This window comes from Noviherbaspirillum malthae, from assembly GCF_015352985.1.
GTDB classification, from domain to species: Bacteria; Pseudomonadota; Gammaproteobacteria; order Burkholderiales; family Burkholderiaceae_D; genus Noviherbaspirillum; species Noviherbaspirillum malthae.
This window is the reverse complement of sequence record NZ_JACYXF010000056.1, coordinates 20,450-43,054: the sequence shown is the minus strand read 5'-3', so window position 1 is coordinate 43,054 and position 22,605 is coordinate 20,450. Positions and strand designations below refer to the sequence as shown.

19 protein-coding genes and 1 pseudogene are annotated in these 22,605 nt (G+C 59.3%); 4 read left to right on the top strand and 16 right to left on the bottom strand.

Annotated elements, in window-relative coordinates:
- Positions 1 to 123: 123 nt before the first annotated feature.
- From IGW03_RS29715 to IGW03_RS29685, 6 genes and pseudogenes are all read right to left on the bottom strand, one after another.
- Entirely contained in the window at positions 124 to 360 is a 237-nt protein-coding gene (locus IGW03_RS29715; protein WP_194726085.1) for a metallophosphoesterase, read from the bottom strand.
- Positions 361 to 369: 9 nt separating this feature from the next.
- Complete coding sequence (locus tag IGW03_RS29710) at positions 370 to 741, bottom strand: hypothetical protein (RefSeq protein WP_151638219.1); 372 nt, start codon at positions 739 to 741, stop codon at positions 370 to 372.
- Between the two features lie 1,237 nt (positions 742 to 1,978).
- On the bottom strand, positions 1,979 to 2,731 hold the full coding sequence (gene istB, locus IGW03_RS29700; RefSeq protein WP_151638218.1) for an IS21-like element helper ATPase IstB: 753 nt from the start codon (positions 2,729 to 2,731) through the stop codon (positions 1,979 to 1,981).
- A 15-nt stretch (positions 2,732 to 2,746) separates the two neighbouring features.
- Positions 2,747 to 3,361, bottom strand: a pseudogene (locus IGW03_RS29695) (Mu transposase domain-containing protein); the annotation flags it as partial.
- A gap of 149 nt (positions 3,362 to 3,510) precedes the next feature.
- Positions 3,511 to 4,278 carry a glucose 1-dehydrogenase gene (locus tag IGW03_RS29690; protein WP_151638216.1) on the bottom strand — a complete coding sequence of 256 codons (768 nt, stop codon included), beginning with the start codon at positions 4,276 to 4,278 and terminating at the stop codon, positions 3,511 to 3,513.
- 762 nt (positions 4,279 to 5,040) lie between these two features.
- Positions 5,041 to 5,409 (bottom strand): hypothetical protein, encoded by a 369-nt coding sequence (locus tag IGW03_RS29685; protein ID WP_151638215.1) that lies wholly within the window; start codon positions 5,407 to 5,409, stop codon positions 5,041 to 5,043.
- 317 nt (positions 5,410 to 5,726) lie between these two features.
- On the opposite strand from IGW03_RS29685, the gene IGW03_RS29680 reads away from it, so the two are divergent.
- From IGW03_RS29680 to IGW03_RS29665, 4 genes are read left to right on the top strand one after another with little or no spacing between them, the layout of a single operon-like run.
- Entirely contained in the window at positions 5,727 to 7,277 is a 1,551-nt protein-coding gene (locus IGW03_RS29680; protein WP_151638214.1) for a class I adenylate-forming enzyme family protein, read from the top strand.
- A 41-nt stretch (positions 7,278 to 7,318) separates the two neighbouring features.
- Entirely contained in the window at positions 7,319 to 9,259 is a 1,941-nt protein-coding gene (locus tag IGW03_RS29675) for an AMP-binding protein (RefSeq protein WP_225984831.1), read from the top strand.
- A 13-nt stretch (positions 9,260 to 9,272) separates the two neighbouring features.
- A complete protein-coding gene (locus IGW03_RS29670) occupies positions 9,273 to 10,463 on the top strand; it encodes a thiolase C-terminal domain-containing protein (protein ID WP_151638212.1) in 1,191 nt (396 codons plus the stop codon).
- On the top strand, positions 10,460 to 10,879 hold the full coding sequence (locus IGW03_RS29665) for a Zn-ribbon domain-containing OB-fold protein (RefSeq protein WP_192805214.1): 420 nt from the start codon (positions 10,460 to 10,462) through the stop codon (positions 10,877 to 10,879). Before IGW03_RS29670 ends, IGW03_RS29665 begins: the two co-directional genes overlap by 4 nt.
- 178 nt (positions 10,880 to 11,057) lie before the next feature.
- On the opposite strand, the gene IGW03_RS29660 is transcribed toward IGW03_RS29665, so the two are convergent.
- The 10 genes from IGW03_RS29660 to IGW03_RS29615 all read right to left on the bottom strand — a co-directional run bounded on the left by IGW03_RS29660 (position 11,058) and on the right by IGW03_RS29615 (position 22,456).
- Positions 11,058 to 11,837, bottom strand: a complete 780-nt coding sequence (locus tag IGW03_RS29660; protein WP_151638211.1) for an enoyl-CoA hydratase/isomerase family protein — start codon at positions 11,835 to 11,837, stop codon at positions 11,058 to 11,060.
- Between the two features lie 98 nt (positions 11,838 to 11,935).
- Positions 11,936 to 13,189, bottom strand: a complete 1,254-nt coding sequence (locus tag IGW03_RS29655; RefSeq protein ID WP_151638210.1) for an ABC transporter substrate-binding protein — start codon at positions 13,187 to 13,189, stop codon at positions 11,936 to 11,938.
- 124 nt (positions 13,190 to 13,313) lie between these two features.
- Positions 13,314 to 14,102: an ABC transporter ATP-binding protein gene (locus tag IGW03_RS29650; protein WP_192805217.1), complete on the bottom strand. Its 789-nt coding sequence runs from the start codon at positions 14,100 to 14,102 to the stop codon at positions 13,314 to 13,316.
- 76 nt (positions 14,103 to 14,178) lie between these two features.
- On the bottom strand, positions 14,179 to 15,252 hold the full coding sequence (locus IGW03_RS29645; RefSeq protein ID WP_151638208.1) for a branched-chain amino acid ABC transporter permease: 1,074 nt from the start codon (positions 15,250 to 15,252) through the stop codon (positions 14,179 to 14,181).
- A gap of 5 nt (positions 15,253 to 15,257) precedes the next feature.
- The gene (locus tag IGW03_RS29640; RefSeq protein WP_151638207.1) at positions 15,258 to 16,145 is read right to left on the bottom strand and encodes a branched-chain amino acid ABC transporter permease; all 888 of its coding nucleotides are present in this window, start codon (positions 16,143 to 16,145) and stop codon (positions 15,258 to 15,260) included.
- Between the two features lie 2 nt (positions 16,146 to 16,147).
- Positions 16,148 to 18,088 (bottom strand): AMP-dependent synthetase/ligase, encoded by a 1,941-nt coding sequence (locus IGW03_RS29635; protein ID WP_151638206.1) that lies wholly within the window; start codon positions 18,086 to 18,088, stop codon positions 16,148 to 16,150.
- Between the two features lie 7 nt (positions 18,089 to 18,095).
- Complete coding sequence (locus tag IGW03_RS29630) at positions 18,096 to 18,935, bottom strand: ABC transporter ATP-binding protein (protein ID WP_225984830.1); 840 nt, start codon at positions 18,933 to 18,935, stop codon at positions 18,096 to 18,098.
- 461 nt (positions 18,936 to 19,396) lie between these two features.
- Positions 19,397 to 20,050 carry a TetR/AcrR family transcriptional regulator gene (locus IGW03_RS29625; protein WP_151638205.1) on the bottom strand — a complete coding sequence of 218 codons (654 nt, stop codon included), beginning with the start codon at positions 20,048 to 20,050 and terminating at the stop codon, positions 19,397 to 19,399.
- 314 nt (positions 20,051 to 20,364) lie between these two features.
- Positions 20,365 to 21,528, bottom strand: a complete 1,164-nt coding sequence (locus IGW03_RS29620; RefSeq protein WP_151638204.1) for an acyl-CoA dehydrogenase family protein — start codon at positions 21,526 to 21,528, stop codon at positions 20,365 to 20,367.
- A 127-nt stretch (positions 21,529 to 21,655) separates the two neighbouring features.
- Complete coding sequence (locus tag IGW03_RS29615; RefSeq protein WP_151638203.1) at positions 21,656 to 22,456, bottom strand: enoyl-CoA hydratase/isomerase family protein; 801 nt, start codon at positions 22,454 to 22,456, stop codon at positions 21,656 to 21,658.
- Positions 22,457 to 22,605: the final 149 nt, after the last annotated feature.

Genomic DNA, 22,605 nt, shown 5'->3' with positions numbered 1-22,605 from the left:
CGAAATAAAAAGGTGTGACTTAAGTATTTACGCGTTTACATGCCTTGTCAAGAAATAAACGCGTAATAAAATGCCCCGCTTGAGGCGGGGCGTTGTTTGTTTACGAAATGGAGAATAGGGTTCCTAAGCCTCGTGATTGCCGCGCACCGTGTAAAACCAAGGCTTGTTGGAAAGCCATTCTTTTGCCAAGTCGGACTCAGCGCCGCGGTCAACGAGATCACCGGTACAGAACAGCCTTTCGACCTCCGGGTCGAAGCCGAGCACATCCAGATGCGCTTGCAGCGCGCTAAAGCAGCCGTGGACATCACCGACGATAAGGTCGCGGCCGCGCGTGTTTCGGGTGAATGATTGGATCAGCATGCGAGAATCCTACAGTTGTCCGGGGCACTGATTGGCGGTGTTCTTCCTGCCTTCTTCGATCAGATGAAGCATCGTGGACCGCGCTATCCAGCTGCGAATCAGGTCTGTGGCTGGCAAATTCCGGAAATGAGGAAAATGTGCGATGCACCCGTCGATCCAGGGCAGCTCTTTTTCTAACATGGCGATATCGTTTACGTCGCCATGGTGCTCGTCAAGCAAGGTGGCGAGGGCGGCGCTGAAGCGGAGGCATCGGATGACAACCGAGCACAGCACTAGCTGGTCTGCGTTTTGCAGAACCGTGTTTGGCAGACGAGCATCACCCTCAGTTCGCCGCCAGATGTCTTCGACCACCGTTTGATTGATCTTTGTAACCATCGTCATTTAATTATGATGATTGCCGCCTCTGGCAATTCTGCTTGGGCTGCTAGGCATTCGCATGCCGCACGTTAGGCAGGCGCGCCACAACAAAACCGAGGCGTGGACGTTCGATCCTTGGCACTCCTTAAACATACGTCTTCGTTATAGACCAATAAAAGCCCTTGCATAGCCAGTTCCAGCGAGATTTGAGTTAACGCAAAAGCCACCTTGACGCTCATCTGGAAATTGGGGCAAACCTACAGCGCGGATCGGGGCGGCAGTACTTTTGGGTGCTGTGATAGCGCTCGATGCTACCGCTTGATAAAGCAATTCGATTAGGTTGGTAACGCTCCATACCCGGCGACACAATTGCAGATCCATAACCTGCACGTGGGTTTCTGTGTAATAAAAGGCGTGTCTACTGCGTCTGCAGAGCGCGAGCGCCGCCGCCAGAAGACGCCACCTTTATCTTGCGATGCATGATTGCGTGATAGTGGACTGCCAGTAGATGTTTTTGTCCCGCTGCGTCCGTGAACCAGGTCGCATTTAATCCTGTCGGCTGGCTCGTCGAGATCAGCGATCCCTTGTCAATCAATGTCGGAAGCCCAGAGAAAAAGATTGCCATAGGAAGTTCGACATTCTGCATACCTGTCAACACCACGCCATCAAGGATCAGACTAAAGCCGACAGCGTGAAACGCATGTAGTGCTTCACCCAGGCACGGTCATGCTGCAAGTGTGGCAAGCAGTAGAACCATCAATAAGGACCGGCTGTGAAATCAATCGTAAGCTTGTGACATCAGCTAGCCAAGCGGAGTGCGATTAGTCGGGACTTTGATAAGTCGATGGTGCGTTATGTATCACCTAAACCATTGATTTTACAGGGTGACAGATTCTGTCAAAGCCAGTTCTATGCATTACTCCTATTTTCCCGCGTTTAGAAACCATAATAACATCAGGAAAAGCGTTCTCAGAAGGCACCATTGACTACCTAAACTTCGACATTCAACCTAATGCGTATTTCGGCGAAGATAACCGGCTATTTCGGCTGAACATGACCACTGCGCAGTAGAGCGGTGTTGCGTGCTCAAATTGTAAGGGGTGCGGTCACGATGCGTCCATTATTCCTCCTTTTTTATGAACTACGGGGCGGCTTTTGCTGGTCTGACGATGCAGACTTATCCACGGCGGCGGGCGTGGTCAGTGTAAAGACCATGAACGTTCGCCGCCGTGGGTAAGTCGGTCTAGCGCCACCATGCTGGCTATGCAGCGTCCTTCACAGCTATTGGCTTCGATTGCCGTAGCGAGTCACCGGTCAGTGTGAATCGCTGATGGCGTTGCATGACGCGGTCCAATATCGCATCGGCGATGGTGGCGTCCCCAATCCAGGCGTGCCAGTGCTCGATCGTAATCTGGCTGGTAATGATCGTGGCCTTGTTTGCGGCCCGGCCATCAATGATCTCCAGCAGGTCCGAGCGCACGCTACTGTCGAGTGCGCCCATACCCCAATCGCCCAATACAAGGACGTCGGTTTTGGCAAGTTGGATCAACCATCTGCCGAAGGCACCGCTGCCATGCCGCATCCGCAATTCTTCCGGCAGACGTGGCATCCGCTGGTACAGCGCCGAGTGCCCGCGCCGACACGCGTACTGTGTCAGCGCGCAAGCCAGCCACGATTTCCCGGCGCCGGTCGGACCGCTGATCAGAATGCTGTGGCCCGCCGTTACCCAGTCGCCCAACGCCACGCTCATGACCGTGCGGCGATCGATACCGCGCGCTGTACGTGCGTACAAGTCTTCGATGGCCGCCTGGGGATACTTCAGTTTTGCTTGCTTGAGCAGGCGTTCCTGTCTGCGGTCGTTTCGGTAATGGACTTCCCGATCCACCAGCAAGATCAGACGTTCCTCGAAGCTCATGGCGGCCGCCCCGGGCTGGCGTAGCTGCTCCTCAAGCGCACTGGGCAGGCCATCCAATTTCAGGGTGCGCAATTGCGCCATGGTCGTATGCATCATCATGGGATGTCCTTCACGTTATTGGTAATAACCGGCGCCGCGCACATCCGGATGGTCCGGACTAACCCAGTCGCCCGCCGCGCCAGGAGCGACCTGGTCGCGCTTGTTGGCCAGGATGTCGCGTACGTTGCGATAGCAGCAAGCACCAATCGACAACGCGACCGTGCACGCTGCTTCCACCCGTGGTTCGCCGTAGCGCTTGGCCAGCGACAGCAGGCTTAGACAGGCACGGTAGCCGTGTTCCGGGTGCTTGTTGGCCGACAGCGGCCGCGTGACGATGGCGCCGGTGGCCATGCCGATACACTCCCCCCAGTCGATCAGGCGCTGCGGGGTCCATTCCAGATGAGCGCGGTGCGCTGCTGGCATGTGCTCGGGCACGGTGGTGAACGCACCGCGCCGTTCGCTACGGGCGTGGCAGGCGACACGCTGGCCGCGATGCGGCAGTTCCACTGCATGGCCGGTGATGCGCGCATCGAGTTCCTGCCCGACCAATGCATGCGGCATGCTGTAGCGATGAGCCTCGATCTCGACGTGGTAGTCGATGTTGACCTTCACGGTCTTGAAGCGCGCCATCTCGTAGTGCTGCATCGGCAGCGGCAGCAGCACCGGAGCGTCCAGTATGGCAAACGCCGTCTCGACCGGGCAGCCAATCCTTGTTCGGTTCCCACTGGTCGTCCCGTAATCCATAACGTCTTGTCAATTGATGACACGCCAGGGCAAGGTCACGCGAGACTGCTACGCGCGCTGGTACATAGCCGGAGTTACGTACCGTATACCTCCCATCAGCCAGCCATGGTCAGACCTCCGGATGCAGACAGCACCTGACCGGTGATGAAAGCGGCGTCATCGGAAGCCAGGAAACAAATGGCACCGACCACATCCTCCGGCTGCCCGAGCCGGCCGAAGGGGATCGCCTTTTCTAGTGCGCTGCGCAACTTTTCTCCGCTCTCGCCCTCGCCGGCAAAGTCACGGAACAGAGCGGTATCGGTCGGGCCAGGGCAGACGACATTGACGTTGATGCGCTTTCTCGCCAGCTCACGTGCCAGCGTTTTGGAAAACGAAATGATTCCGCCCTTGCAAGCAGAGTACACCGACTCGCCCGAAGACCCAACCCGGCCGGCATCTGATGCCACATTGACGATCCGTCCTCGCCCGCGCGTCGCCATGCCCTTGACCACGGCGTGGTGCAGGTTGAGTGGGCCGACGAGATTGATGGCAATTAGTTTCTGCCACAATTCAGGCGTGGTATCGATGAAACGGGCTGCATGGTCCCATCCGGCATTGTTAACCAGCACATCGATCGGGCCAAGTTCCGACTCGGCGCGAGCGACCTCGGCGGCGACTGCCGCATGATCGCTGATATCGAAGCCATGGCTGGATGCCCTTGCTCCGCCGCCGCGCAGTTCGTCGGCAAGCTTGTCGGCCGCTGCACGGTTCAGATCGAAGATAGCGACTGCGGAGCCCTCGGCCGCAAAACGCTTGCATATGGCCGTGCCTATGCCGCCCGCGCCGCCTGTAACGATTACAACCTTATCTTTCAAGCCTTTCATGTTGCCTCCTCCAGTCGATTTCATGATTCGGTAGCCTTCGTGATGCCATTGGTACGATTGATGCAAAGTTTCAAACGGTCCGATAGTGTAGTCAATAGTGTCATCCGGCTAGCCACCGGAATGAGGGTGTCAACCAGGTTCGGTTCTGCATTTGATCATGCGAAGCCGGCTGTAGGTCGGTGTAGCGTTGCCATACTGCCTGACCACTTAGTTGAGGGTGTGCACCAGGCCCCAGGCGGACCGGCTTTGCGACGGCCGGGCTTCGACGACTTTGTATTCGACATGCTCTGTATTACACGGGAACAGGGGACCGTGCTGTGGACAGTCAGTTTTATGTTCAGGAAATCATACTCGGTCTTTATCGTGGTCGATTGCGCCAGCAGGCTTTCGGCAATGCCATACACAAAGGAACCCGATACGAGCAATCCTTTGATGTCCGATTCATTGTTCACGAACCGCAGAGCAGTGGACAACACTTCAGTCATGTGAATAGTATTAAGGAAAATGCAAATGTCGGTCCTGCACGTCCGCCCGACGGTCTTGAGTCTCCTGCCGACGGCAGGTATTTAGAATATAAGCCCAGAGCAACGATGGAGATGTCATCTGTCTGCATGGCGCCCTTCTATCCTGAATGGTCACATGTGGTCAATTGTGCGCCGTCTGCTGCGGGTACTCCGTCCGATCATCTACAATAAAGCCATCGGGCGGGTGGTTCCGGCTATTTCCAGAGCGCGCAATTAGATTCGGCCTTGGTCGTTCTACTCATTCCCTGGCCTTATTCGCCGCGACGTCGGCCTCGTTCTGGTAATCCGCAAAAACCAGTTCGATCTTCTTGGTATCGACGGATCCTCCCATGTCGACATTCGCCCGTCTTACGGAGTGGATCACGCCTTGCCCTGTAACATTTGCATCCAGGCTGGATAGATCGACAGCTAACCCTGTCTTCACCACATCGCTGGAAACCTGTACGGGCGATTGGGTTGCAATGGAACAGAGAGCGAGAGAGGACAAGGCAGCGGCGAGTTTTTCAACATCATCGATTCTTCCTTTCAGGACGAGGAAAGATGGCAGATCAGGAGGACGAAGTCTGCCGCAGCATTCATAGGCCTGTGCGCGATGGACGGAACGCAATCAATAGCAACCTCCCACGTGCGTTCACGGCTGCCGTGGAGCGCGGAGCCGGGATTTAGAACACACGCAAAAAGGCTGATCCTGCAAAGCATTGCGCAAACTCGGCCCTATGATAACGAAGGAGAGATATATTGCGCTGCTTTGTTAAAGCAGCTTACCCTTCCGCTTGCATACCTGTCAACCGTTAGGTAGACTGTGTTCGTCTGATTGCAAACAATAGAGGATTGGAATACGACTGTAATCACCATGCCAAACAAAGGTTTGTCTACTTCCTCTAACGGACTAGGAATGGCGGAAGCTGGGAGAAGGAGAATGGATTGAATGCTTTCGATTCAGCTTTTGATCTCGCGGTCGGTGATATTGTCCGCAAGCATGCGGTTGTTCAGCCGCATGCAATCGCCCTGGAGAGTGCAGAGCGCAGTCTGACTTACCTTGGGCTTAACCGACGTGTCAATCGCTTGGCGCAGGTTCTGCTTTCAAGAGGTATCCGCCACGGCGATCGGGTGGCGATCCTTTCCGAAAACTGCCTGCCCTACCTGGAACTGGAGCTGGCCGCTGCCAAGCTGGGAGTCATCGTGCCTTGCTTGAATTGGCGGCTGTCCGATGCCGAGCTGCTGCATTGCATCCGCCTGACCGAGCCGTCCCTGATCCTGGTTTCCGAGCGCTATGTGATGCAGCTCGCGCGCATTGATCATGGCGTGCCCGGTACGGTTGTCATCGAGCGCGAATATGAGACCCTCTTGGCCAACGCCACAGAGGGCGAGCCTGCCATCGACGTGGCGGGCGGGGACGGACTGGTCATCCTCTATACCAGCGGCACTACTGGCCTGCCAAAGGGCGCACTGATCAGCCACCGCGCGATGATTGCCCGCGCCGCGACATTCGCTGCGGATTACGGGATTACTCGCTACGATAATTACCTTGCGTGGTCACCGCTCTTTCACATGGCCGCTACCGATTTCAGCCTGGCGACGCTGATGCTGGGCGGCAAAGTAATCGTGCAGGACGGGCTGCAGGTCGATCGCATGATCACGGTGCTCGAACGCGAGCCCATCGGCTGGCTGGTCGCGATGCCAGGGATGATCGAAAACCTGATTAGCGCGATCAAGCGGCGCGACGCCCAGATCAGGTCCGTCAGGATGGTCGGCGCCATGGCCGACCTGGTTCCGCTGCAGCAGATCGCCGAGCTGACCACGCTGATGAACGCGCCTTACCTCAACACTTTTGGCAGCACCGAAACCGGCCTGCCGCCGGCTTCTGCCGCCATGCTGCCGATCGGCCAGATTCCCGCCAGCTTGTCCAAGCGGGAATCTGGCTTTTGCCGCATCCGGTTGGTGGACGCTGATGGGAACGACGTACCTGACGGGATGCCCGGTGAACTCATCATCCGTGGGCCGACGTTGTTTAGCGGCTACTGGCGGGCCGACCAGACGAATTCCGAGGATTTCCGCGGCGGCTGGTTCCACATGGGAGACATGTTCGTGCGGCAGCCGGACGGCACGCTCGATTTCGTGGACCGGGTGAAATACTTGATCAAGTCCGGAGGAGAGAACATTTATCCGGCGGAAATCGAGCGTGTGCTGCTCGCGCATCCCGACGTGATGGATGCCGTCGTGGTTCGCCAGCGCCACGAGAAATGGGGCGAAGTCCCGGTGGCATTCGTTGCGCCGCGCTGTCCAGAGGTGTCGAGCGCCGCCCTGGCGCAATGGTGCAGCGAACGCCTCGCCAGCTATAAGCAGCCCAAGGAAATACGGTTTGTGGTCGAGACCGATTTTCCGCGCAGCAGCACCGGAAAGATCCAACGGCATGAAGTCGAAAGGATGTGGCTGACCGCTAAGACCTGGCTAGCATCCTGCGAAGGAACATGATCAGCATGGAAAAACAAGAACGGACAGGACAATTCTCTTGGATGCCTTCCCGGCAACTCGTCGAGCAGAGCAATCTGCGCGCATTTCTCGCGCTCACCGGCATGCCTGACTACGAGTCCCTGGTGCAGAAGGCCGACGCCGATCCCGCATGGCTCATGGGACACGTGTTCCGCTTTTGCGGCATACGGTTCTACCGGAACTATGACCAGATGCTCGATGCATCGGGCGGTATTGCCTGGGCACGCTGGTGCGTCGGCGGCACCACTAACCTGGTGCTGAACTGCCTGGACAAGCACCGCGGCACACCGGCATGGGATCGCACCTTCCTGACGTGGGAAGGCGAGCGGTCGGAGGAAAGACGTAGTCTGAGTTACCGCGAATTCGATGCCGAGGTATGCCGTTTTGCCGCCGGCCTCAAGGCGCTGGGTATCGGCCGCGGTGACACGGTCGGCATCTTCATGCCGAATCTGCCGGAAACCTACGTCGCTTTTTTCGCGGTGATCAAGATCGGCGCCATCCTCATGCCGCTGTTTTCCGGGTTCGGCGCCCATCCTGTGGCCACGCGCCTGAAGGATGGCGGTGCGAAGGCCGTCATCACGGCGGATGGCACCTGGCGGCGCGGCACCACAGCCGCGCTCAAGCCTGTGCTCGATGAAGCCCTGCTTGAGGCAAGGGATGTGAAGCACGTGATCGTGCTCAAACGCATGGGGGACACGCTGGCGACACCGATGCAGGCCGGACGCGATCGCTGGTGGAGCGAGGTCATCGACGGACAGCCCGACGACTTTCCCACGGAAGAAATGGAAGCGGAGGCGCCCGCGATCCTGCTGTACACCTCCGGTACGACCGGCAAGCCCAAAGGTTGCGTCTGGACCCATGTCGGCTTTCTCGGTTCGATGGTGACGAGGGACATGCATATCTGCGGCGACTTCAAGCAAAGTGACCGGTTCTTCTTCATGAGCGACATGGGATGGATGGTCGGCGCGATGTGCGCCTGCATCCCGAGTATGTTTGGTGGCAGCCTGTTGGTTGCCGAGGGCACGCCGGATTATCCCGATACCGGGCGATTCTGGCGCCTGATCCAGGACCATAAGGTGACTTACCTGGGCGTCTCGCCGACGCTGATCCGCGGCCTGATGCGGCATGGCGATGAGGTCGACAGTTATGATTTGTCCGCGCTGCGCATCCTGTGCTCGGGGGGCGAGGCCTGGACCGAAGCACCGTGGCGCTGGTTCTTCGAGCGCGTGGGCAAGTCGGCACTGCCGATCATCAATGTCTCGGGCGGGACCGAGGTCGGCGGCTGCATCTTCACGGGCACCGTTCATCATCCAATGAAGCCGGGCTCCTTCGGCGGGCGCGGGCTGGGCATGGGCACGGACATCGTCGACGACACCGGCAGACAGGTGCCGCCTGGACAGGTGGGCGAGGTGGTGCTGCGCCAGGCCTCGATCGGCATGACCAAGAGCCTTTGGAAGGACGACGCGCGTTACCTGGAAAGCTACTGGAACACCATCCCGGGCATCTGGGTGCATGGCGACTTCGCGATGCAGGATGAGGACGGCCTTTACTTCATCCTCGGCCGGTCGGACGACACGATCAAAGTATCGGGCAAGCGTACCGGGCCTTCCGAGATAGAAAGTCTGCTCATGGCGACCGGCCTGATTTCCGAAGCTGCAGTCATCGGCGTGCCCGATCCACTCAAGGGCTCGGCGATTGTCTGTGTCTGCGTGGCCATGCCGGGCGTGGCGCCCGACGAGGACAGCGCCGCTGTACTGTCCCGCGCGGTTGTGACGGGAATGGGCGCTTCCTACCGGCCGCAGCAGGTAGTATTTGTTAGTGATTTGCCGAAAACCCGCAATATGAAAGTGATGCGCCGGGTCGTGCGCGCCGTTTTTCAAGGCAACGAGCCGGGCGACCTGACCGCGCTGGTGAATCCGGAAGCGGTGGCTGAACTGCGCGCGGTTACCGGGTCGGCGCAATGAGGGAGCACAACACATGATGAACACGCATCGATCCAGCCTGCGCGGCAAGACTGCCATCATTGGCGCAGGGCTGTCCGAAGTGGGAAAGGTGCCCGGCAAGAGTCCGTTGCTGCTCGCCGCCCAGGCAGCAGGCAGGGCGCTGGAAGACGCCGGCATCGGCAAACAGCAGATCGACGGCGTGCTGGCCTGTTCTGCTTTCGCCTCGCCGTTTCACCGTTTCAGCGTAGCGTTCAGTGAGTACCTGGGTATCCAGCCTACGTTCTCCAATACCCTGCAGGTATCCGGAGCGACAGCCGCCACTCTGTTCAACGTCGCGGCCGCAGCCATTGCCGGCGGGTTGGCCGATACCATCCTGGTAGTTGGCGGGGACAGCCTGCTCAGCGGCCTCTCTCCCGATCTTGCCTTGCGTTCGATGACGGAGAGCCGCGACCAGCAATATGAGATGCCCTTCGGCATTCCTGTTGCCAATACCTTTGCCATGACTGCGCACCGTCACATGAAGGAGTACGGCACGACGGCCGAACAACTGGCCATGGTCGCGGTCACACAGCGCGAGCATGCGCGGCGCACGCCCGGCGCCCAGATGACCACGCCGATCACCGTCGAGGACGTATTGAACTCGGGAATGGTCACCACGCCGTATCACAAATTGGACTGCTCGCTGATCTCCGATGGCGGCGCGGCTTTCGTTGTCACCTCGGCCGAGCGCGCACGCTCCCTGGGCGTGAAGACGCCGGTCTACATCTTGGGCGCCGGGGAATGCTATACCCATGAACACATCTTCCTCATGCCTTCGCTGACCACGACCGGCGCGCTGCAGTCTGGCCACAAGGCCTATGCGATGGCAGGCTGCGGCCCCTCCGACATCGATGTGGCGGGCATCTACGATTGCTTCACCGGCACCGTCATCATGATGCTGGAGGACCTGGGTTTCTGCCCGAAGGGCGAGGGCGGGCGTTTCGTCGAGGATGGCCAGATGACCTACGGCGGTGCGATCCCCACCAACACGCATGGCGGCCTGCTGGCATTCGCGCATTCGGGCATGCCGGGCGGGCTGTTTCATTTTTACGAAGTCATCCGCCAGCTGCGCGGGGAGTGCGCGGAACGTCAGGTCGCAAACGCTGCTCTTGGCCTGGTGCACAGCCTCGGGGCGGGATTTGCAACCAACGCCACCACCATTCTCGGCACGGAGAGCACATTATGATCAGGCCCGAAGACGCGTTGAAAAAACCGTTGCCGCTTCCCGACGCCGATTCTGCCGTCTTCTGGGAAGGGATCGCCGATGGCAAGCTGCTGCTGCAGCACTGCCTGGCTTGTCACCGCGTCCATTATTACCAGCAGGGGATTTGCCGCGATTGCGGCTCGTCCCGGCTGGAACACCGTGCCGCCAGCGGGCGCGGCAAGGTGCACTCTTTTAGCGTGGTCTATCGTGCGCCGGGCCCGGCCTTCAAGGGCGACACTCCCTACGCCGTGCTGCTGGTCGAGCTGGAGGAGGGACCGCGCATGATCAGCTCGCTGGTAGGGGGCGATCCGGAGAAGGTCGAATTCGACATGGCGGTGGAACTGGTCTGCGAGCCAGTCGGCGACGGCATGGCGCTGCCGTGCTTTCGGCGGGCCTGAGCAGAATCGCTCTCATTGCGTCAGGCGCCGCCGCGAATCGCTCGATATCTGTGTTGTCTGCCGGGTAAAAGGGCGCTCGAAGGGGCGGTTTAAAGGAGCTCCGTCACGAGAGCGGAAAAGGGCAGGCGGGCAGGCACCCGGCGCCCGGTTCAGGCTCCGGGAAAGTGGACGCCGCCGGCTACTTTCCCTGCCAGACCGGCTTCCTTTTTTCGGCAAAGGCGCGCGGGCCTTCCACCGCATCGGCGCTGGCATACACCGGCTGATGGATTTCCAACGCGGCTTTGAATCCCTCCTCGCAACCCTTGCTCATTGCGGCCAGCACGGACTGTTTGCCCGCCATCACCGAGAGGGGAGCATTGTCGCGGATGATTCGGGCAAGTGACGCGGCGCGTTCGCGCACCGCATCGGGCGTCGCTTCCACATGATTGACGAAGCCTAGCGCTTGCAGTCGCTCGATGGGAACGAGTTCGCCGGTCAGTACCATTTCCATCACCAACGGCTGCGGCAGCATCGATACCAGCGGCACCGCCCACGGCGAGCCGCGTCCGATCTTGACTTCGGTGATGCCCATGCGGGTGCCGGCCAGCCCGACCCGCAGGTCGGCGTTCAGGGACAGCAGCATGCCGCCGGCGGTGGCATGACCGGTCATCGCCGCGATCACAGGCTGGCGCACGCGGCGCATACGCTGGTGCATCGGGTCTTTGATCATGCTGAGGATATCCTTGCCCTGTTTGGCCTTGATGCGCGCTGCTTCCTTGAGATCCATGCCGGCGCAGAACGTGCCGCAGTCGGCCGAAGTCAGGATGACCGCACGGATCGTGTTCGAGCCGTCGATCAGGTCCCATAATTCGAGGAGCCGGTTGGAGGCGGATACCGAGAGCGCATTGCGCGCTTCGGGACGATTCAGAGTGATGGTTGCCACGCCGTCCTGTTGGTCGAAGAGAACCTCGTTGCTCATTGCTTTACCTTTGAGTGATGGCATGCCCACCGCAATGTGAAATGAAAAAAGGCAAACAGGCGTATCGTTCTGTTCGCCTTTTCGTGCCGTGTCGCCGACTACTTCTTGTTTCTCGCGAACTCGGACGATTCCTTCTTGACGATTTCCTGGATCACATCGTCATAGGCGGAGAACCAGTCGGTCTGCGGCACCCACTTTGCGCCGTCCCACATGTCGATGCGGGTCTTGCCGCCGCCGCCATGGTCCTTGGCGGTCACGGTCACTGGAGCGATAAGGCCGTTGCCATCGAAGTTCTTCAGGCTTTCCAAACCGCGCTTCATCTTCTCCGGGTTCAGCGGCCAGCCTCCCTGGCGGATCGCCTGGCGCGCACCTTCAAACACGCTGGCATACATGGCCAGGCCGGTGTTGTAGTAAATGTCGTTCAGATGCTTGCGGTCGCCGGCACCTTTGTTTTTGTCATAGAGCTCCTTCGAGATCTGCTGGATGAGCGGGTGGTTCTGCCCGCCGGTCACATTGGTGCCGCGTTTGAGGCCCTTGGCCGCCTCCGGGCCGATGTTGGCGATATCGACTTCGTTGAGCCAGTTGACCGAGATGTACTTGTCCATGGGAATGCCGTTGCGTTTCATTTCGCGTGAACTGACCACATGCATATTGGATAAGCCCCAGCTGATCACCCAGTCGGGGTTGACTCGCCGCATCTGGCTCCAAGCGGAGGTCTGGTTGTTGCCAGGCATCGGGTAGGGAACGAGCTGCAGCTCGAAGCCTTCGCGAGCGGCCAGGGTTTTGAGCACGCCGATGGGCTCCTGCCCGAATGGATAGTCTGGATAAATGAAGGCGATCTTGACGCCCTTGAGCGAATTATTGTGCTTGGTCTTGATGTAGTGCACGTTGTTGGCCATCTGGCCCCAGTAGGTCGGCCCGATCGGGAACACCCACTTGAACACTTCGCCGTCGATCGCATCACCGCGCCCGACGAAAGACTGGATCATGACGTTGCCGTCTTCCATGGCGCGCGGCAGGACAGCGCGGGAAACCGGCGTGGAGAGGAAATCGAAAGTCAGCGCGCCTTCGCGCTTCATCTTTTCATAGCATTCGATCCCGCGTTGCGGCTCGTTGCCATGGTCCTGGACCAGGATTTCGACCGGGTGGCCCTCGATGCCGCCCGTCTGATTGAGCAGGTTCGCATAATCGGTCGCCGCCTGGGAGATTTGCGGCGTGACGAAGCCATAAGATTTGCTCAGGTCATAACACAGCGCAAACTTGATCGGCTGGGCCTGCTGTGCGTGTGCAGCATGCAGGCCTGCAAGCGCCAGCCCCAGACCCGCCACGACGGAAAGTAACTTCGATGTCATCGTTGTCTCCTTTAACGCGTACGGGTTTATAAGAGTCCATCGGGCACCCCGTACGGTACAACCCAGGACTATGCGTCGGACCGAGCTTCGGGGCAGCCGGATGCGCCCCGCGCTCGGCCAGAATTCAGGTCAGCCACCGCTTGCGGCGCCGGTAATGCTTGATGTCGTGGAAGCTACGGCCTTCCGTGCCGCCCAGGTAGAACTCCTGGATATCGGGGTTCTTCTTCATGGCCTCAGCGCCGTCGTGCATCACCACGCGCCCGTTCTCGATCAGGTAAGCGTGCGACACCACTTCGAGCGCGGCAATCGCATTCTGTTCCACCAGCAGCACCGACAAGCCTTCTTCCTTGTTGATGCGGCGGACAATATCGAAGATCTCCGCCACCAGAAAAGGCGCGAGGCCCAGGCTCGGTTCGTCCAGCATCAGCAGCTTGGGCTGAGTCATCAGCGCGCGGCCGATGGCCAGCATCTGCTGTTCGCCACCGGACAGATAGCCAGCTTGCGCGGTCCGACGCTCAAACAGGCGCGGGAAATAGGTGTAGACCATGTCCTTGTGGCGCAGCATGTCCTGTCGGCTGCCACGCACCGCAGACGCTGCCACCAGGTTTTCGTCGGGCGTCATGTGCTCGAACACGCGGCGGCCTTCCAGGACATGCGCGATACCCATCTTCACCCGCTGCTGGGGCAGCAACGCATCGATGTTGTGTCCGAGAAAACGCACCTCGCCGCGCGTGACCAGCCCACGCTCCGGGCGCAGCAGGCCGCTGACCGATTTGAGGGTCGTGCTCTTGCCTGCGCCATTGGCTCCCAGCAAGGCGACCATACCGGACTGCGGCACCTCTATCGAGACCCCTTTGATCGCCAGTGAAACATGGTCGTAGATGACTTCGACATTGTTGAGCGACAGCACCATGCCGCCCGGCTCGCTGCCCTGCGAGGGCGCCACTACTGGTGATGCGGATTGTTCGGTGGTCAGCATGATGTCGCCTCTATTTCCGTGCATAGCCGAATGGCCATACCAGCAGGTAGTTGCGTATGTTTCCGTACAACTTCCCCAGTCCCATCGGTTCGATCAGCAGGAACAGGATAATCAGCGCCCCATAGACCGCGTGCGGGATATGCGCCAGGGTTTCCACGCCGAGCGACACGCCGGCCAGCTGAGCGACCCAGGTGATGAAGCTGTTCATCATCCCGGGCATGAGCAGGATGAATGCGGCGCCGAAGTAGCTGCCGATGATGCTGCCCAGTCCGCCGACAATTACCATGGCAAGAATCTCGATGGAAACGTTCACCGCGAACTGCTCCGGTGTGGCCGCGCGATAGAACGTGAAGATCAGGATCGCTCCGGTGACGCCGCCAATGAACGACGATGTAGCGAAGGCGATCAGCTTGTAATAGAGGCTGTGCACCCCGATCACTGCTGCGGCGAAGTCCTTCTCGCGCACGGCCACCAGGGCGCGGCCCAGGCCGGTGCGACGCAGGTTCAGCATGAACATGGTAACTAACAGGCACCATCCCAGGGCCACGTAGTACAAGCCGCGTTCCGAAGTGATCGCCTGGCCCAGCAGTTGCATGGACGGGGCCTGCAGCGTAGCCTGCGATCCGCCGCTGATGGCTGGCACGTGGGCGATCACCCAGTCCATCACGAATTGCAGCGCCAGCGTGCTCAGCGCCAGATACAGCCCCTTGACGCGCAGTGCGGCGAAGGCGAAGACGATGCCGATGACAGCCGCCATTACGCCGCCGAGGATCACCGCGACTTCCCAGGGAATGCCGTTGCGCGCCCCATGCACCGCGGTGTAAGCGCCGATGCCCATGATGGCCGCATAGCCGAAGTGAAACTGCCCAGCCCAGCCCAGGATCAGGTTAAGGCCGAGCGCCGCCGCAGTCCAGACCAGCCACGGCAGAAGCACGGTGCTGACGGTCAGCGAGCTCATCGTAAATGGCGCGGACAGTGCCAGCGCCAGCAGCGCGCTGATCATCCAGCGGTCTGCCGACAGCGGAAACAGAGACTGCGCGCTGGCGTAGCTAGTATGGAGAATCCCGGATTGGCGAAATAGCATGGCGGTCAGATCCTTTCGATGTCATGCCGTCCGAAAAGGCCGTGCGGCCGGATCAAGATGGTCAGAACAAGCGTCGCGGCAACCACCAGTTCACGGCTACTGCCGCCTACCAGGGGATCGAGGAAACCGGAAGCAACACCTTCGATCAGTCCGAGCAGGATGCCGGCCAGGATGGCGCCGCCGATGCTGTCCATGCCGCCCAGCACTGCCACCGTCAGGCCATTGAGCAGCAGCAGCGCCAAACCCTGATGCACGCCCTGGATCGATCCCCACAGCACACCAGCCGTGGTGGCGACCACCGCCGACATGGCCCAGGAAAACGCCACACCGCGTTCCACCGAAATGCCGACCGACCAGGAGGCGATATAGTCGTCGGAGATGGCGCGCAGGACGATACCGCGCCGGGTATGGAAAAAGAACACGAAGATGGCGAACAATACCAGCGCAATCCCGGCCCCAATCACATAGGCGCGGTTGATCAGAAGCGGACCCAAGTACAACGGCTCGTCGGAAATTCCGATCGATAATGGGCGGCCGGCGCTGCCCCAGACCGCCATGGAAGTGGCGCGGATAAAGATGTCCAGTCCGAGCGTCATCATCAGGATCATGATGATCGGCCGTCCTGCCAGGCGGCGCAGCGCGACGCGTTCAATGCCGACGCCAACGATGAACATGGCCACCATGGCTAGTGGAATTGCTACCCAGATCGGCAGGCCAAGTCCGCCGGCGATTGCCAGTACGAAATAGGCTCCAAGCATGGTCATCGCGCCTTGGGCCAGATTGGGCACCGAAGACGATTTGTAGATCAGCACGATGCCCATGGCCACCAGAGAATACATCAGACCCGACAAAGCGCCGTTGATAGCCAGTTCGGCCAGCAGCATGAATTCCATGGTCAAACCTCCCGTATCAGGAGCCGGCGCTCGATGGTGCCGACTTCACCGGACTCGTAAGTGATCTGCGCTTTCATGAGAACCGCATCTTGGCCGCCGTAGATTGCATTGATGATCGGCGCGTAGCGTTGTTCCACCACGTTGCGGCGCAGCTTGCGCGTGCGCGTGACCTCACCGTCATCGGGGTCGAATTCCTTGTGCAGCGAGACGAAATGACGAATCTTCAGTCCATCCGGCAGCGCCTTGTTGACGCGCTTGACCGCCTGCGCAAGCAGTTCGGATACTTCGGTTTTCTGCGACAGATCTGCATACGACATGTAGGAAATGCCTCGTACTTCGGCCCAGTGTCCGACCGCTTCCATGTCAATGCACAGGATGGCCGCCAGAAATGCCCGTCCACTGCCGAGCACGGCCACATCTTTGATGTACGGGCTGAACTTGAGGCGGTTCTCGATGTAATTCGGAATATAGCGTTCACCCTTGGCGGTGTGCACGACGTCCGACAGCCGCCCGAGCACGACCAGATGGCCGTCCGGCTCCACATAGCCGGCGTCACCCGTATGCAGCCACCCGTCTTCAAGGGTTTCGCGCGTGGCGTCTTCGAGTTCGAAGTAACCGGAGAAGATGCTGCCTGAGCGCAGCAAGATCTCTCCACGGTCGGAAATTCTCACTTCGACGCCCGGTAGCGGCTTGCCAACGGTGTGCAGGCGCACTTCTTCCGGCTCTTGCAACGCATTGAATGCGCTGCTCTCCGTCTGGCCGTAGAACTGGCGCAATTTGACGCCGATGGCGCGGTAGAAGATGAACGTATCCTCGCCGATCGCTTCGCCGCCGGTAAATGCATTGCGCAGCCGAGTCAGGCCGAACTGGTCCTTGATGGGTCCGAATACCAGGACTTCGCCGAACGGCCGCATCAGGCGTTCCTTAAAGGTCGGCTGGCCACCTTCAAGCTTGCGGCGCTCAGCGGCAAGAGCGGCATCCATGAACAGGCGATAGATCCATGACTTGAGCGGCGTCGAATCCTCCATGCGCACCTGGATGGCCGTCAGGATGTTATCCCAGCTGCGCGGCGCGGCAAGGTAGAAGGTCGGCGCGGATTCGCGCATGTCGCGCAATACCGTCTCCTGGCGTTCAGGGATGTTGATCGTAAAGTGCAGGGCAATGCCGGCGCCTACCGTGATGGCAAAATCTCCTACCCATGCCATGGGCAGATAGGCGAGAATTTCTTCCCCGAACTTGAATGCGCCGCCGCGATAGGCGTTGCGCACACCGGAAAGCAGGTTCCTGTGGCTGAGCACCACGCCCTTGGGCTTGCCGGTGGTTCCAGAAGAATGCACGAACACGGCGGGCCCGTCTGGCGAGGCCCGTTCGATCAGGGCCTGCCGCAGGCCCGGCTCGGCGCGCAGCCGCTCGTGTCCGATGGCCTGCATCTTGTCCCACGAGATCAGTTCGGCATCCGGGTAGGACGCTAGGCCGCGCGGGTCATCATAGATGATGCTCTTGAAGGGCGAGTTCGGATCCTGCAGATTGAGAATCTTGTCGACCTGCTCTTGGTCCTCGGCCAGGACGAAGCGGATCTTCGCTTCCTCGAGGAAATTACGGATCTCATCGAGGGTCGCATCCGGATAGACCGGCATCGCGTAGCCGCACAACACTCCTGCGGAGACCATACCCATGTAGAGTCTCGTCCGGTTGTCTCCCAACACCAGAACAGCATCTCCGGGAGCAAAGCCCAGTTGCTCCATGCCCGCTGCGCATTTGATGACGGTGTCGAGCACTTCGGACCAGGTGGTCTCCTGCCAGATTCCCAGGTATTTCTCCCGCATCGCGATCCGCTTGCCCAGCTGCCGGGCATTGAGGTCGAGGATGCGGACGAGGGTGGTATCGGGGTCGAGATTCCAGGCCGAGGCAGAGCCTCCGCTGGCATTTTCCGACTGGAACATGCTTATCTCATCGCGCTGCATGCGTTCCTCCAAGATAAGCCTTAATCACTCGCTCATCCTTAATGACCTCATGCGGAATCCCGGTTCCGATCGTCTCGCCATAGCTCAGGACCATCATGCGATCGCATATGCCGGTGATGACATCCATGTGGTGCTCGATCAGCAGCACGGTCACATTGCGCTCGTCGCGCGCATCCAGGATAAAGCGCGCCATGTACTCCTTTTCTTCCTGATTCATCCCGGCCATCGGTTCATCGAGAATGAGAAAGTTTGGCTCGGACACCAGGGCGCGCGCAAGCTCGACGCGTTTCTTCAGCCCGATCGGGATGCTGTCCACGAGTTCATCGCGCACGGTTTGCAGCTGCATAAAGTCGATGATCTCCTCAGCCTTCACCCGGTGGGTGATTTCTTCCTTGCGGCCTAGCCACCAGTATAGGCATGTCTTGGCCACGCCGGGCTTCATGTGGATATGGCGTCCGAGCAGGATGTTGTCGAGCACGCTCATGCCGTTAAAGAGCGCCAGGTTCTGGAACGTGCGGGCAACCCCCAGCGCAGCGACCTTATGTGGCGCCAGGCCGGTGATATCGCGTCCCTGAAGCAGGATCTTTCCTTTCTGGGGTGGAAAGAATCCGGTGATGGCATTGGTCAGGGTAGTTTTACCGCTGCCATTAGGACCGACGAGGCCGAAGATTTCGCCTTGGGCGATATGCAGATCGACACCGGTCAACGCAACCAGGCCGCCGAATCGCCGTTCCAGTCCACGACATTCCAAAATGGATGCGACTGCGTTTTGGAGCGTGTTCACGGGAACGCTTCCATGCTTCGTGATACTGACGATGTCGTTCACAAAAAGCGCCTTTCACAATGCACTGCCGGCGAACTAAGTGATGCGCGTCGCTGGTAACCTTGTTAGCAATAAACCTGCGTGTTCAAAGTTTAACATCACCTTGTTGACAAAGTCTAACATTAGTTAGGAAGGCACTTTTTCCTTCATGTCCGCGGTTAAACAATGAGCGTGTCTGGAAGAGCGGGACTTCGATCGCCATGGGTTTTTTGCGGCCGTGGATCTGTACTATCTTGCGCCGGTGAAACGACAATGCACTTGGCATTAGTGCCAGGCCAGTCATGCCACTAGGGAGTTCAGAATTGGCGCGGACCGGGCCGCGCCGATCAAGACCTTAGCCGGGATGGCCGTGTTGGCCTGATGAGGCAAGGTGGGCGGCGAGCGCAGAGCCCCCGACGCAGCAGGTAAGCCTGCAGAGAGTCCGCGCGATGGCAGAAAAGTCGGCCGGGATGGCCACCTAGACGTCAGCGATTGTCTTGGTTGAGAATGCCGTCGAAGACGATGCCGGTGATCTGCTGGGCAAACGCCTTAAAAGATCCCCGCTGTGGGTTATACCACTCGACGGTCCAGTTCAGCGCGCCAATGACGAACAGTCGGACCACGGCCACGCTGGTATCGGAGCGTAGCTCGCCGCTGGTCAACGCCTCGGCGAACAACTTGTCCCAATAATCGGCATAAGCCCGGCGGATGATGCGGTGCTTGTTCTTGGCAGCGTGAGGAATTTGGCCGTAGACCCGGATATTGGCGGAAGTGAAGTCGCCATGGTGCAGCAGGCCGTACAGATGTCCTTCGATGCCAGTGGCGATCTTTTCGCGATAGGTAGCGGTGGGTGGCAGGGCTTCGATCTTCTCCCGGACCGTCTTCATCACCACGTCGATCCCGGCATCAAGCACCACGCCAAGAATCTCGTCCTTGGACGAGAAATGGTAGTAGATGCTGCCCGCTTTAATACCTGCAGCATCCGCGATCTGCCGCAGCGTCGTCGCGGCATACCCCTGGTTGCGGAACAGGCTAGCGGCCGCATGCAAAATTTGGTCCCGCGTCTGATCGCCACTCTGGACGGGTGTCTGGGTGCCCGGCGTCGGATTTATCAAGGCAGTGGTGTTCTCGGGCGACATGTTGGTTTCTAACTATCGTTTGGAAGGTATATCTTTCGTCTGCATAAGCATAGCAAAAAAGCGCCGGGGCAGATAGCATGCTGCGCGGCGCATGGACAAAAAGCCATTGCTAAGCAACGCGATCGCCGTTCGCCCGCCGCAGAGTCAGCACGGACGGCCCAGCATCGGAAAACCGACGCGGGTGCCGGCCCGCCTTGTCTCGCAGAGCACACGGCATGTCCGGCCGGCTGCTTGCGTCGTGAACTCGGCAGCAGGCCTTCTGTCGGCCAAACCGGCCTTCAGTCCGATACGGAATGCAAGAGAGCTGCAGTCCGTTAATACGAACGCGGCAAACCCATAACTTTTTCGGCAATGTAATTCAGCACCATTTCCCGGTTGAGCGGTGCGGTACGCAGCAGGCGGACCAGGGGGTAAAGATCGAAGATGCCGTATTCCTTGGTGAAGCCGTTGCCGCCGAAGGCCTGGATCGCGCTGTCGACGGCCCGTATGCCGGCCTCGGCGGCAAAATATTTCGCCATGTTGGCGTACTCGCCGGCCGGTAGACCCTTGTCGAAGGCCCATGCGGCCTTGAGCGTCATGAGCGATGCCAATTCGATTTCGGTCTTGGCCACGGCCAGCGGATGCGACACACCCTGGTAGGCCCCGATCGGCGTATTGTTGAACACCTTCCGCTCGGAGGCATATTCCACTGCACGATTGAGCGCATAGCGGCCCAGCCCGGTACACAGGCCGGCAAGGATGATCCGTTCCGGATTGAGTGTGTCGAACAGGATCTCGAACCCGGATCCTACTTGCCCGACTACATCGTCGGCCGACAGCGGCACATCGTCGAAGAACAGCTGCCACTGTGTCTCCGGAACCGAGAAGCTGACCGGGATCAGGGTTTTCTGCACCCCTTTATGTTTCATATCGACCATGAACAGCGTGAAGCCTTCGCTTTTTCTGCTCACTTCCTGGGCGGGTGTGGTGCGCGAGACGACCAGTGCATAATCGGCATCCCCGGCGTCGGTGATGAACACCTTCTGCCCGTTGAGACGATAGCCGTTGCCGTCCGGCCTGGCGATCGTCGTGATCATCATCGTATTGGACCCGGCGTTCGGCTCGGTAATGGCAAAGCAGAATTTGAGCTTGCCGGAACAGCCATCGGGTAGGAATCTGCGCTTGAGTGCTTCCGAACCGTGCTTGGCGATCAACCCCATCGTCATGGTCGGACCGACCACCAGGTTGAGCAGGGGGATGCCGTTATTGGCCAGGCCTTCCATGAATAGCGTCATTTCGGTCATACCCTGTCCGGCACCGCCGTACTCTTCGGGCACCATCAGGCCGAGGAAGCCGTCGCTGGCAATCTGCGCATACAGTTCCTTGGGAGGTTCGTGCCTGTCGGCATATTGCATCCAGTACCGGCGATCGAACGTACGCGAGACACGGTCCCCGTACTCGTAGATCATGCGTTGTTCTTGCGTGAGAGTGAAGTCCATGTTTCGTCCGTATGCGTGAATGTGCGGAGTCAGATTGAAATGGCGCGCAGTCGCGTCGCCTGCGCGTGGCCGGCCTTGCCCTGCGTCCGTTGAGGCACAGGGCAGAGCGGGTGATAGCGTCACTGCGTCATTGAGCCGAAGGGAACTTCGGCGAACGCTTTTCGCGCACCGCTTTCACGCCTTCGGGCGCATCCTCGTTAAGGAAGCACAGCATTTCCAGCGCCAGCGAATTATCGAAGGTAGGACCTGCGAGGCGAGCCCAGTTGTTGAGCGACTTCTTGGTGACGCGAATGGCCATCTGGCTTCCGCTGGCCAGCTTGTTGGCGACCTCCATCGCTTTCTCCATCAGCTTGTCTTGGGGTGTGCACAAGCTGACTAGTCCAATGCGCTCGGCCTCCTTGCCGTCGATGAAGTCGGCCGTCAGCAGGTAATACTTGGCCTTGGCCATCCCGCATAGCAGCGGCCACAAGATGGCGGCATGGTCGCCCGCGCCCACACCGAGCTTGACGTGGCCGTCGGTGATGCGCGCGCTTTCGGACATGATGCTGATATCAGCGAGCATCGCCACAGCGAGTCCGGCGCCCACCGCAACACCATTGATTGCCGAAATGATCGGCTTGTCGCAGTCGAGCATCTTGTAGACGATGTCGGAGGCTTCCTTCATCACGCCCTGGATCATCTTCGGGTTGCCTACCATGGATGTGATCCAGTCCAGATCGCCTCCAGCCGAGAATGCCTTGTCCCCCGCGCCGGTGATGATCGCGACCTTGGTTTTCTCGTCATCGTTGACCACATCCCAGATCTTGGTCAGCTCCCAATGCAAGCGTGCATTGGTTGCATTGAACACATCCGGCCGATTGATGGTGATCAGCAGCACGCCATTGGGCTTGTGGTCAAACAGCAGAAACTGGAAGTCTGAATAATTCATGGTGTCTCCTCGTAAAAAGTGGGTAAGTGTTGCGAAACGGAGTGGTGTGACGGACCAGTGTCTTGGATGGATAATGCGGCCATTGCCTGCCAACATCGGCAAACCGGCCTAATGGGCGGTGATGCGCGAAAGCGCGTGCCCCGGTGTGC